The sequence below is a fragment of the Alteromonas mediterranea DE genome, from assembly GCF_000020585.3.
GTDB lineage: Bacteria > Pseudomonadota > Gammaproteobacteria > Enterobacterales > Alteromonadaceae > Alteromonas > Alteromonas mediterranea.
Window position 1 is genome coordinate 4,098,642 of the sequence record NC_011138.3, and the last position, 12,367, is coordinate 4,111,008.

A 12,367-nucleotide genomic window follows, 5' to 3' on the forward strand; every position below is an offset into this window, starting at 1 on the left:
CGTGCCGTCAGCACGTGTTGTTAGAAGCAAAAGCGCGGTCTTTTGTTACTAGAAAAAATAAACCCCTCCGAAAAAAGAGGGGTTTACCATCAATCTGAAGGGTTCAAATTTGAACCCTCTTTTTATTGTGCAACCGTTTATTAAATAACTTATTTAGCGATATTCGCTTGGGTCGGCAATGCACTGAAGGCACCGTACTGGGTTACCGTGTAAGCCCCACAGCGAATGGCAAATTCGGTAGCTTCGCTTACATTTTCAAAGTTTTCTGCCCAAGCGTCGAACTCATCTGCGTTTTTCACTTTCGTTGAAAGGAAATACAGGAAACCACCAATGAACGAGTCACCCGCTGCGGTGGTGTCTTTTACATCCATTTTTGGCGATGCTAGCGTGCCGCTGAACGATTTAGTGATGTAGTGAATTGGCTCGCCGCCATCGGTAACCAGTACAACTTTAACGCCGCTATCTAGCCACTGCTGCACTTTTGTATCTGCATTTTCTTCACCATAAAGTTCAGCCAGTTCTTCACGGCTTGCCTTTAGAATAGACACTTTCTTAGCGGCTTCGTCAATGCGGCTTGGCGCGTTCGCTGTATCATCCCAAAACGCAGGGCGGTAGTTGATATCCAAACACACCATCATGCCGTTATCCTTCGCCTTGTTTAGAATAAACTCGGTACCAGGAATAAGTTCTGGTCCAGAAATTGAGCCTGAGCAGAAGTGAAGCACGGTATTTTTGTCGCAATCAATAGTCGACAGGTCTTGCTCTGAAATGTGCTTATGCGCGGCATTATCAACGTAAAAGTCGAACGAGCGCTCTCCGTCTTCATCAAGGTTTACAAACGCAAGCGCGGTATTGCCTTCTTGGGTGGTCCATACAAAGTCAGTGTTTACTTTGTAGTGCTCAAGCATCTCTTTAAGAAACGCGCCAAAAGTATCGTCGCCTACTTTCGATACCATTGCACTTTCACCGCCCAGCTGCGCTACCGCTACCGCTACATTAGCAGGTGCACCACCAGCATAGGGTTGAAAAGGTTTCATGGCTGGTATGTTGCCATCTTTGGGCGCCGCACCTTGGCTTAACATATCAATAAGCACTTCACCTAAACATAAAATTTTCATACCAGCCTCGCTTACAAAATTCAAAAAATGGGCATTTAACGTTGCGCGAAAAGCACAAGGTTAACGAATCGTTAATTAATTGGGGCATAGTATTGTCGAAAGAAACAATTAAATCAACCCAATTGATTTAACATTTTGCGCAAGAATTGTAGGATGTGATAGTGTTTGTGTTTACTTAATAAAGAAAGTTATTTCTGAACAACCACCTACACCACTTCTTATATTTGATACACGACTAGGTTGTTATTAAACTCTAACTTCACTTAACGAAAGATTGTAATTACATTGAATATTGAACCGGCTTTTCACTTGCCATCCCAAAAAACGCCATTGCTACTCGATAATCGCTCTGCAAATGAACGAGAGATTCTCACTCTTATTCGTCAACGTGCCGCACTGCCAAAAGCAGAAATTGCGCAATTAACGGGGTTGTCTGCACAATCTGCTACCGTGATTATTAAAAAGTTAGAAGCTGATGGCCTAGTTAAGAGACTAAAGCCGATTAAAGGCGGAGTTGGCCAGCCCAAAGTGCCATTTGGCCTTAATGAAAATGGGGCGTTTGGTATTGGGCTTAAGGTTGGTCGCCGTAGCTTCGATATGACGTTGCTCGATTTAAAAGGTAGCGTAAGGGCAACGCTTCACGAAAAGTTTGCGTATCCAACGGTAGGTAATTTACTCACTTTTGCTCAGCGTGCCTTTAATGTTTTGGTTAAAAATTTAAGCGATGAGCAACAAGGGCTGATCAGAGGTTTGGGCGTTGCCATGCCTTTTGAAATTTGGAGCTGGGCAGAAGAAGCCGGCGCACCTCAAAAAGAGCTAGAAGAGTGGAAAGAGTTCAACCCGCAAACCGCACTTGAAGATTTATTAACCCTACCCGTATTTATTAAAAATGATGCTGGGGCCGCGTGCAGTGCCGAGATGTCCTTTGGAAACCCTGAAAACTACAGTAGCTTTTTATATATCTTTGTTGGTACCTTTTTAGGCGGCGGGCTTGTTCTTAACAGTCAATTGGTAAATGGGAAAACGGGTAACGCGGGAGCAATAGGCTCGCTACCTTTTTTCAACGGCAGCGAACAGCGCCAGTTAATTACCCAATCTTCACTCTATTTATTGGAACGAAAACTGATAGATGCAGGCCTAAATGGCAAGCATATCTATGAATCTCCCTCTCATTGGCTTTGCGACGAAGATATTGTAAACCGTTGGATTAGCGAGACCGCTAAAGGGCTAGCATTTGCAACACAGTGCGCAATGAGCCTTTTAGATTTAGACGGCGTAATTATTGACGGCGCAGTGCCTAGCGACGTAAAACGCTTACTGGTTAAGCAAACACATGAAACTATGCAGCAGTTGGATATGCGGGGCATAGCAGAGGCTCAAATTAGCCCGGGCTACGTGGGCGGCAAGGCGCAATCTATTGGAAGCGCAAATTTGGCACTTCAAGCTAACTATTATTAATCATTCAGTAACACACATACAGTTAAGGTTTTCATGACGGCAGGTGATAAAGCAATTCAAATTTTAGACGGTGGAATGGGCCGGGAACTTAAAAAAATTGGCGCGCCTTTTAGACAACCAGAATGGTCTGCACTGGCGTTAATGCAAAGCCCTGAGTTAGTCAGTGACGTCCATACCCACTTTTTGAATGCAGGTGCCACCGTTATTACGACCAATACCTACGCATTGGTGCCGTTTCACATTGGTGAGCAAACCTTTAATGAGCAAGCATTCAAGCTTGCCGAAACAGCAGCTAAGCTAGCAAGAGATGCCGTTAACGCCCAGCAAGATAAACAAGAAGGTAATTTATCGGTGGCGGGCTGTATTCCCCCCGCTTTTGGCTCTTACCGCCCAGATCTATTTGACGCGAGCAGGGTAAGTGAGATTCTGATGCCTCTTATCGAAGCCCAAGCGCCTTATATCGACGTATGGTTAATTGAAACTGCTAGTTCAATTGAAGAGGCCGAAGCCGTAGTTTCACTGATTAAAACGCTTTCTTCCCGCCCCATCTGGCTGTCGTTTTCTCTGCACAATAGAGCGTCAACAGATGAGCCTGTTACCCTTCGCTCTGGCGAGCCTTTAGAAAAAATAGTGCCCGTGCTGCGCGATGTTGAACGTGTACTTTTCAACTGCTCACAGCCAGAAGAAATGGAAAGTGCGATTACCATTACACGCAAATTAAACCCCAACATTGCTATTGGCGCCTATGCGAATAGCTTTTCAGAGAGAAAACGTAGCCACCAAGCTAACGCACTTTTATCTGAACTACGTGATGACGTTACCCCCGCGCGCTATCTTGATTACGTTAAATCTTGGATAGCGGCAGGCGCGAGCACCGTTGGGGGCTGCTGTGGTATTGGGCCAGAGCATATCAAAGCAATTAGCGAGTTTCTTGAAACGCAAACGAACTAATTGCTATCGGCATCAGCACCGCTTAAAGGGGCGGAACATCATGATGTAAACGCTATTTCGTAACAACGTTTTTCGCCCCTTTTATCAACGCTTCTTTATCGATTTTGTTCGGCACTTCCACACCTCTGCGTGCTGCAGGCCTCGCTTCAATACTGTTCTTCCAGCGAATAAGATTGTCTAGCCCTTCGATGCTAACACCAGACCACTCGTACGTGCGCACCCAGCACCAGTTAGCCATATCAGCAATGCTGTAGTCATCGACTAAGTATGCTTTGTTTTCAAGATGGCCATCGAGCACCGTAAATAAACGCCGCACTTCGTTTTGATATCGGGCGATAGCAACGGGTATCTTCTCTTCCAAGTAGCGATGAAAGACATTCGCCTGGCCCATCATGGGGCCAATACCGCCCATTTGAAACATGAGCCATTGAATAACTTGACTCTTGCGCTTGGCGTCACGCGGTAAAAACATGCCCGTCTTTTCTGCCAGATATATCATGATAGCGCCCGATTCGAAGACTACATGCCCATCCTCTTCTCTATCAACAATGACAGGAATGCGACCGTTGGGGTTCATGGCTAAAAACTCAGGGGTTTTCTGCTCCCCTTTCATTAAGTTGACGCCATGTGCGGTGTATTTGAGGCCCATTTCTTCTAAAGCCACCGAGGCTTTCCACCCATTCGGTGTCGCTGCTGTGTATAAATCTATCATTAGGCGTTTGCACTCGCTCTGCTGCTTACCGCCTCGTACCAGCGCGTTAAGTTTACGTGCTCGTCCTTCATACGAATTTTAACCACTCGCGCAAAATCCATAGCACACAAGGCGGTAATGTCGGCTATAGAGAACCTATCGCCCGCTATAAACTCTTTAACGCCAAGTCGGCGCTCGAGAATATTGAGATATTTCGACGCATTAATACCCGCCTCTTTACCAAACTCTGGTACTGGGGTCATGCGATCTTTAAAATAGCCCGTTGTATGCTGAAAGCACATGCCAACTTGCATCATAAACGCCAACTCTACTTGTCGCTGCCACATAGAGATGGTTGCCTTTTCTACTGGCGTCGTCCCCATTAGTGGTGGTTCTGGTTGGAGTGCTTCAAAATAGGTACAAATCGCATCCGTTTCGGCAATACAGGTACCGTCATCAAGCTCTAAAATAGGTATTTTCCCTAAAGGGTTTTTAGCTCGCATTTCAGCACTTAGGTTTTCGCCTTTTTGGATATCGACCTGAACGTAATCAACATCAATGCCCTTTTCGGCTAAAAACATGCGTACTCGACGGGGATTCGGCGCGGTTTTCGTTTCGTAAATTTTCATAGTTTTTGTCTCGAGGCTTATTCACGCGTTATAGGGTGTAACAGCAAAGCTTAGAGTAGTAACTGAACTACTTGGTTTCAAATCACTCTGTATCTCAGTAAAACTATTCAGCACCTTTATGGTTATACCTCTAAAGCGACGTCAGTACTTTCAAGCGTTTTATCTCGTTTACACTAAACTTTTGGCTTTGATAGTCGGCTAATGCTTCTTCAAACGCCTGCGCCGTCAGCGACTGCTGCTTTAACGTGTCTCGGTAGCGCTCAAATTCTGCCACACGACTTTTCCATTCAGCCTGCTGCTTCCACGTCTGCGTTAATCGCTCTGCTACCTCAGGGCCAAATTCCGCTGCTACTGCATTATAGCGGTCGTTTAAACTCCCATGCGCCCGCTTTATCTCGTTAATGCGATGCATATTAAGCGTAGGCTGAAACACTGTCCTTTCTTCGCTATTGCCTGCTTTAATCGACTCGACAATCAGCCCCTTGCGCACCTCTTTGGATAAATGACTTTCCTGCGCTAGAGCAAGTCGGGCAAGGGCCGCTTCGTCTACTTTCGCATCTCGGCTAAATAAATAGTGATATTCGTTTTCTGAAAAATATGCGCGCCGAAGGTCTTCCCGCTCATCTAATTTATATGAAATATCTCGCAGGCTGTGCGTGGCTAGATCAATGTCTAATTCTGTTGACGACAACGCCACTTTATAATCGACATAGCGAGAAAACAAATCAGTGGCCACCTGCCGCGACGATACCGTAAAAGACACCTTAGCGTGCGATACATAGGCACGCTTAATAACGTCAGGTACATCACTGGTTCTTTGGAATATGAAGCGGTCAAAAAGATCTTTGGTTGTATAGCTTAGTTCAAAAGCAATAAGCCCTACATCGTCTTGCGAAACGGGGGGTCGACGAGTGCTAGTTTGCTGCTTTGCTTCAGTTTGGATAGCTGGTTGCTCACTGTCAAAAGTACTTTTGGCAAGCGAACTTTCTTTGACCGCGCGGTTTATTTGATTGCCCCTTACTTCTGGCGAACCGTCAAAATAAAAGGTATAGCTTAACGTGACAAGGAGAGCACTAAGCCCTCCTATAGCCACTATATAACGCTTACGTAAAAGCTTCACTACAGCCCTAACGCTTTTAGTCTATTTGCCTGACGAACAAACACATCTACAGGGTTGGTTTCAAACCAATGGGTGATGCCAAAGCTCTGATTCACCTCATCTAGATGATTCATTTTATAATTGTCTTTAAGCACCTTTCCTAAATGCGAACTACAGGTTGATACTAAGCCGTCGTTTGGCTCCTTAAACGCTGTGCCGGTAATAGCTAGAAAAGGGTCAACGACGTCGAGAGCATTAGTATAAGTTCTACCGCCACTCCACGAGAAATAATACACACCATTGTCTGCCAACATCTTACCGTCGTTGCGACAATACGCTGTCGGCATGCCTTCTGGATACTTTTGGTTAAACGCCACTGAACCTGATGTAGACAAAGAGTTTAACGCAGCAATTGAATCGGTTGGCTTGTCTCTTGGGTCTGAGCCTGAAGCAATTTCTATAATGTTGGCAAACGCGTCAACAACGACCCCTACGGCGCCTTCGCCCACGGAATCTTCTGCAAAAGCGTCTCTAAGCTGGTCAGCGACCTTACTTCCCCAATTTACACCCGCTACCGAGCTTACAGAGGCCACTTTATTCGGCGCAACACTCGCTGCATAGCGCGCAGTAGGACCGCCGTGACTATGGCCTATCAAATTGACTTTTTCAGCACCGGAGAGCGCTAATACTTCATCGATATATTCTAGAAGCTGCTCCCCACGTACTTCTGTAGAATTTGCCGGTGAAACTTCAGCGATGTAAACCATTGCACCGTTTCGACTGAGCTTGTGAGGCACTTTGTAAAAGTAGTCAACAAACAGGACATCTTCGAAACCGAAAAGGCCATGAACAAGGACAATCGGATGTTTTGTTTTAGCGTATGTATTCGCTTGTGCTTGCCCCGAATAGCCCGTGGCAAGAGTAAACAGTGCAATGACGCTGACCAAGGTAACAGCAAGTGTCTGTCTTGCGTGATTATAGTTATTGCGTTGCATGGTGTGTGCTCCATAATTATGTTTAGGAATGGTCTGTGGTCAGACCATTGTTATTATTATGTTAACACAGTGTAAAGATCAACCATCGTATTGCAATTTTAATATTCGGTGAGGATAGCTGGGTAAGCCGCTTGTCCTTTTTCGGTTAATAATACTTAGCAAATTCAAAAAGCTAGATTCGTTTCTAGCTATGACTTTCTATACTATTTCTTAAGGCAATAGAGGGAATAAATAGAACTAATAACCTATTATTCATGCTTAGAATACGCTTGGATAAAATTGACCGACAGGCTTGGCGTTGTTAACCATTCACCTTTAAAGGGATTGAGGCGCATACCCGTTTGGTGTTTTAGCGCAAACCTGTCACCCACCCACGCTTGTAACTCTTGGGGTTTTACAAATTTACGCCAGTCGTGAGTGCCCACAGGCAAATAGCGCATCACATATTCAGCGCCCACTATTGCAATTACATAACTTTTAATTGTTCTGTTAAGCGTTGCTAGGATGAGTAAACCACCCGGTTTAACTAGGCTTGCACACTCATTAATTAACTGACGCTGGTCAGGTACATGCTCTACCACCTCGGCGTTGATCACAACGTCATATTGCTGGCCAGTCATTACCGCTTCACTTGACAGCATATGTTTATACTCGACGTCTACGCCACTTTTTAGCGCATGACGTTTCGCAACTTCAACACTTACTGAACTGGCATCAATACCCGTCACCTTTGCCCCTAACGCGGCCAAAGGTTCACTGATGAGACCACCGCCACTGCCGATATCAATGATGGATAACGCAGAATAGTCTGGAGGAAGATTGCCTTTACCAAAGTGGTTCTCTATTTGGGTTTTAATTACAGTCAATCTTGCTCGATTAAATTCTAGCGCCGTTTTGTATTTCCCGCTTGGGTCCCACCAAGAGTCTGCAAGGGCATCAAAGCGCGTAATTTCTTCTTCGGAAAAATTACTATTACCTGTTTTTTTGCTTTTATCGAGCACGATTTTTTACCTTTAACCGTAATGACATATACACATACCTGTTGACCCTAAGTACCCAGGGCAATAAGGTAAAGCAGTGAGTACTAGCGCGTATATGACGTTGCTTTTATGCATAATTATACGTAGTTAAAGAGGGTTTTGATTTTGGCGAATGCAAAAAATGTTTATGGCCGTCCACTACAATTGTGTTGTGGCAATACGGGTTATACCCGAGAGGGTTTTTGTTACGTACCTGACGCAGATGTAGGGAATCATAGCGTGTGCGCTGTTGTTACCGATGAGTTTCTACAGTTTTCACTGCGCCAAGGAAATGACCTTATCACGCCTTGGCCTAGTATGTCGTTCCCAGGATTGTTAGACGGCGATAGATGGTGTTTGTGTGCGGCGCGCTGGCTGCAAGCTTACGAGGCCGGCGTTGCGCCCAAAGTACGGTTAGAAGCCACCCACGAGAAAGCGCTCGATATCATTCCTCTGGCCCTGCTAGAAGACTTTGCCGCCGAATAAGGATGCCGCGTATGGCGCGCCAGATTTAGCGCGCCACTCTTCATTTAATGATTATGGTCGTTTAATGATTATGGTCACTTAATTATCATGGTCGCTTAATTATTAAGGCGTGCGGATCACCATGAGACGGGTTTCTGACATATCTTCTATAGCATAGCGAATACCTTCGCGACCAAGCCCTGAATCTTTAACACCGCCATAAGGCATGTTATCTACGCGCCAGCTTGGTACATCGCCAATAACAACGCCGCCTACTTCAAGCTCATTCCACGCTTGGTGTGCTTTGTAGATATCGCGGGTGAAAACCCCTGCCTGCAGACCATAACGACTGTTATTCACTTCTTTCAGTGCTTCATCGAAGTCATCAAAAGGTACTAGAATAGACAAGGGGCCAAAAGCCTCTTCGGCGCTGGCATCGCAATCTTTCGGGACATTTTCCATCACGGTAGCGTCTAGCATAGCGCCATTTCGCGTACCGCCACAAAGAACTGCCGCCCCTTTGTCTTTCGCTTCTTCAATCCAGCTGTGAAGCCGCTCAGCTTCCCCTTCAGAAATCATAGGGCCAATGAAGGTATCTTCATTCGACGGGTCACCCGACACTAAACCTTTCACTTTCTCAACGTAGCGCGTTTTAAACTCGTCATAAATGTTGCGGTGAACGAGCAGTCGCTGAACACTAATACAGCTTTGCCCTGACTGGTAATAAGCCCCTACAATCACGCGCTCAATAGCGTCTTCGATATCGGCGTCTTCATCAACCACACACGCAGCGTTTCCGCCCAGCTCTAATACTACCGGCTTCTTACCCGCTTTAGCTTTAAGCGCCCAGCCTACATCTGGAGACCCAGTAAAGCTGAGCAGCTTCAGGCGTTCATCTGTAGTGAATAAATCTGCTCCGTCGCGGCTACACGGTAAAATGGAAAATGCACCTTTCGGTAGGTCGGTTTCGGCCAGTACTTCACCAATGATAAGCGCACCAATAGGTGTACGCGAAGCCGGTTTAAGTACAAAGGTACAGCCGGCGGCTATAGCCGGTGCAACCTTGTGGGCGGCTAAATTAAGCGGAAAGTTAAATGGCGATATAAACGAACATGGGCCGATAGGCACTTTTTTCGTCATACCTTGATAACCCTTGGCGCGAGCAGATATTTCTAAGTTGACCGTTTCACCATTTATGCGAACCGACTCTTCTGCTGCTATTTTGAAAGTATCAATAAGACGGGTAACTTCGCCTTTCGCGTCTTTAATGGGTTTACCCGCTTCAATGCAAAGGGCTTTCGCAAGCTCATCAGCGCGTTCGGTAAAGCGCTTAACACAGTGCTCTAACACCGCTTGTCTCTCATAAGGGGCCAGGGCGGCCATGGCAGGTTGCGCCTGCTGCGCAGCAGCAATCGCTTTATCAATAGTGTCAGCATCGGCCATGGCGACTTTAGTGGCTACCTCGCCGGTATATTTGTTTGTTACCTCTAAATCGGTGTTCGCGTACTCAGGCTCACTGGCTAAATAATAGGGATAGCTTTCCTTCAACATCTTTTGACTCCTTACCGTTTCAATACTGTTGCTTAAAGCTTGGCGCTAAGCTCTTTGATTGTGTGATTGAGTGTTTTGTCATTCATGCTGTAATCAACCGGGCAATCGATAATATGCACACCTTTTGTGTTCAAACACTTATCAACCAGATGAATAAGCACATCCGTGTCATCTACTCGCCACCCCTGCGCACCGTAACTTTGCGCATACTTAACGAAGTTGGGGTTGCCGTAGTCCAAACCAAACTCATCAAACTGCATGTTAGCTTGCTTCCACTTAATCATTCCGTACGCGTCGTCACGTAAGATGATCACCACTAGGTCCAGCTTTAGTCGCACAGCGGTTTCGATTTCTTGGCTATTCATCATAAACCCACCGTCACCGCATACGGCTAACACTGGGGCATCGGGTTTGACTAATTTTGCTGCAATGGCAGAGGGTAAGCCCGCCCCCATTGACGCTAAAGCATTATCTAGAAGCAACGTATTGGGGTGGTACGCAGGGTAATTCCTAGCAAACCATATTTTGTAGATACCGTTATCGAGGGTAACAATACCATTATCAGGCATCACTTTACGAATATCGCGAACCAGTCTTTCAGGTAAAATGGGAAAGCGGTTGTCGTCTTCTGCTTCGGCGCGGTGCTCAACATAGGCTTGGTGTACATCTTTGTAGAAGTCTAATTTCCAATCGTCCTGAGGCGTAATGCCTTCTTTAATCTGCCAAATGCTATTGGCAATATCGCCAACGACCTCTAACTGTGGAAAGTAAACAGGGTCGACAGCGGCCGAATCAAAGTTGACGTGTATCACCTTCTTATCGTTGTGATGCATGAAAAATGGCGGCTTCTCTACTACATCATGGCCCACATTGATAATAAGGTCCGCTCTTTCAATGGCGCGATGCACAAAGTCGCCGTCAGAAAGGGCCGTATTCCCTGCAAAGCGAGGATCGCTTTCATTGAGCACGCCCTTACCCATCTGCGTAGTCACAAACGGAATGCAGGTTTTATCAACAAACTCTCTGAGCATCTTCGCAGTGAGTTTGCGATTGGCCCCTGCGCCTATTAGCAGTAGTGGCGACTGTGCTTCTTCAATCATGGAAATAGCTGCAGCAATTGCTTTGTACTCCGCAATTGGTCTGCGCGTCATGCTGGGCGATAAAATTTGCTCGCTAGTTTCCTCGGCAGCAATGTCCTCAGGTAATTCAATATGAACGGCGCCGGGGCGTTCTTCGTGGGCTAACCTAAAGGCTTCACGAACCGTGGAAGGAATTCTGTCGCCACTTACAATTTGATTAGTAAACTTGGTTATGGGTCGCATCATGTCAACAATGTCAATCACTTGGAAGCGACCTTGCTTACTTGTTTTGATCGGTTTTTGGCCTGTGATCATGAGCATTGGCATAGCGCCAAGTTGGGCGTAAGCCGCGGGCGTGACTAAGTTTGTTGCGCCGGGACCTAGGGTCGATAAACACACGCCAACTTTTCCGGTTAGCCTGCCGTAAGTGGCAGCCATAAACCCGGCCCCCTGCTCATGACGGGTGAGTACCAATTTAATTGAGGACGCACGCAAAGACTCTAGTAAGTCGAGGTTTTCTTCGCCGGGGATACCAAAGACGTATTCAACACCTTCAGCTTCTAATGCTTTGACAAATAAGTCGGACGCTTTCATGTACTGCACGCTCCTTGTAAAGAGGTATTTCAATGTATGTGATAGGTTGTTACGACTTCAGCATAAAAAACGATTGGTATTTTTTATGACATTTCTAAGTTACAGGTGGTCTAGGACAATGCCAACCAGTATCGCAGTAATGAGGCTTCATGACCGTCGATTTGATAGGGTAAGTTGTTCAACGTAAGCCAAAGGCGGTAATACTCGCTACACAAGGTAGGTCGAAAACCGGGTTAACGGTTTTCCTCTTCCCATTGGGCGAGTTTGGCTTTCGTGGCCGCATCAACATTGGCTTTATTTTCGCTTATCCACCAGCGTTCCATAATACGCACGTTTTTCTGATTCGCTTTGTAAAACACGTCAACGATATCCCCTATGAAAGGGATAAAGCCTAAGCCAAAGTCGAGGGCCGAATTTTTTACCATTTGCGCGACAAGGGCCTTTGGCATGCCTAACGATTTACCAAGCCAAACAATTCGCAAAGAGACAAATAACATAAGGGCATCACCTGCCCCGGGAATAAGACCTACGATGGAATCGAGGCCTATTCTGATGGGAATAAAAGGGAGTTTAACGGCCGTATCCAATAAGTTAGCAAGCTTTTGCGCTTTAAGTAGTGCCTTCGGTGCTTTTACGTCCACGTCTTAATCTCCCTTCGGTTTTCAGGCCCATGCCTGGGCTAAATTTACCTTGCTTTGTGTCCGCCTTAAGCAACAGA

General features: G+C 46.0%; 12 protein-coding genes. 3 read left to right on the forward strand and 9 right to left on the reverse strand.

Annotated features, from left to right (window positions below; all coding sequences use genetic code 11):
- Positions 1–149: 149 nt before the first annotated feature.
- Complete coding sequence (locus MADE_RS18155; protein ID WP_020746740.1) at positions 150–1,118, reverse strand: carbohydrate kinase family protein; 969 nt, start codon at positions 1,116–1,118, stop codon at positions 150–152.
- A gap of 285 nt (positions 1,119–1,403) precedes the next feature.
- Here MADE_RS18155 and MADE_RS18160 point away from each other — a divergent pair, with 285 nt between their 5' ends.
- The gene (locus MADE_RS18160) at positions 1,404–2,576 is read left to right on the forward strand and encodes an ROK family transcriptional regulator (RefSeq protein WP_023559957.1); all 1,173 of its coding nucleotides are present in this window, start codon (positions 1,404–1,406) and stop codon (positions 2,574–2,576) included.
- Positions 2,577–2,609: 33 nt separating this feature from the next.
- Entirely contained in the window at positions 2,610–3,527 is a 918-nt protein-coding gene (locus MADE_RS18165; protein WP_023559958.1) for a homocysteine S-methyltransferase family protein, read from the forward strand.
- A gap of 52 nt (positions 3,528–3,579) precedes the next feature.
- On the opposite strand, the gene MADE_RS18170 is transcribed toward MADE_RS18165, so the two are convergent.
- The 5 genes from MADE_RS18170 to ubiG form a co-directional block, all read right to left on the reverse strand.
- A complete protein-coding gene (locus MADE_RS18170) occupies positions 3,580–4,239 on the reverse strand; it encodes a glutathione S-transferase family protein (RefSeq protein ID WP_020744459.1) in 660 nt (219 codons plus the stop codon).
- The gene (locus MADE_RS18175) at positions 4,239–4,847 is read right to left on the reverse strand and encodes a glutathione S-transferase family protein (RefSeq protein ID WP_020744460.1); all 609 of its coding nucleotides are present in this window, start codon (positions 4,845–4,847) and stop codon (positions 4,239–4,241) included. The genes MADE_RS18170 and MADE_RS18175 overlap by 1 nt, the downstream gene beginning before the upstream one ends.
- A 130-nt stretch (positions 4,848–4,977) precedes the next feature.
- A complete protein-coding gene (locus MADE_RS18180) occupies positions 4,978–5,967 on the reverse strand; it encodes a lipase secretion chaperone (protein ID WP_023559959.1) in 990 nt (329 codons plus the stop codon).
- Positions 5,967–6,941: an esterase/lipase family protein gene (locus tag MADE_RS18185; protein ID WP_023559960.1), complete on the reverse strand. Its 975-nt coding sequence runs from the start codon at positions 6,939–6,941 to the stop codon at positions 5,967–5,969. The genes MADE_RS18180 and MADE_RS18185 overlap by 1 nt, the downstream gene beginning before the upstream one ends.
- 248 nt (positions 6,942–7,189) lie before the next feature.
- The gene (gene ubiG, locus MADE_RS18190) at positions 7,190–7,942 is read right to left on the reverse strand and encodes a bifunctional 2-polyprenyl-6-hydroxyphenol methylase/3-demethylubiquinol 3-O-methyltransferase UbiG (protein WP_023559961.1); all 753 of its coding nucleotides are present in this window, start codon (positions 7,940–7,942) and stop codon (positions 7,190–7,192) included.
- Between the two features lie 144 nt (positions 7,943–8,086).
- Here ubiG and MADE_RS18195 point away from each other — a divergent pair, with 144 nt between their 5' ends.
- Positions 8,087–8,446: a DUF2237 family protein gene (locus MADE_RS18195; RefSeq protein WP_015068342.1), complete on the forward strand. Its 360-nt coding sequence runs from the start codon at positions 8,087–8,089 to the stop codon at positions 8,444–8,446.
- Between the two features lie 102 nt (positions 8,447–8,548).
- Here MADE_RS18195 and MADE_RS18200 read toward each other — a convergent pair whose 3' ends face one another.
- The 3 genes from MADE_RS18200 to MADE_RS18210 form a co-directional block, all read right to left on the reverse strand.
- Entirely contained in the window at positions 8,549–9,976 is a 1,428-nt protein-coding gene (locus MADE_RS18200) for an aldehyde dehydrogenase family protein (protein WP_015068343.1), read from the reverse strand.
- 32 nt (positions 9,977–10,008) lie between these two features.
- The gene (locus tag MADE_RS18205; protein WP_020744464.1) at positions 10,009–11,649 is read right to left on the reverse strand and encodes an acetolactate synthase large subunit; all 1,641 of its coding nucleotides are present in this window, start codon (positions 11,647–11,649) and stop codon (positions 10,009–10,011) included.
- Positions 11,650–11,882: 233 nt separating this feature from the next.
- Positions 11,883–12,290: a DUF4112 domain-containing protein gene (locus tag MADE_RS18210; RefSeq protein ID WP_015068345.1), complete on the reverse strand. Its 408-nt coding sequence runs from the start codon at positions 12,288–12,290 to the stop codon at positions 11,883–11,885.
- Positions 12,291–12,367: the final 77 nt, after the last annotated feature.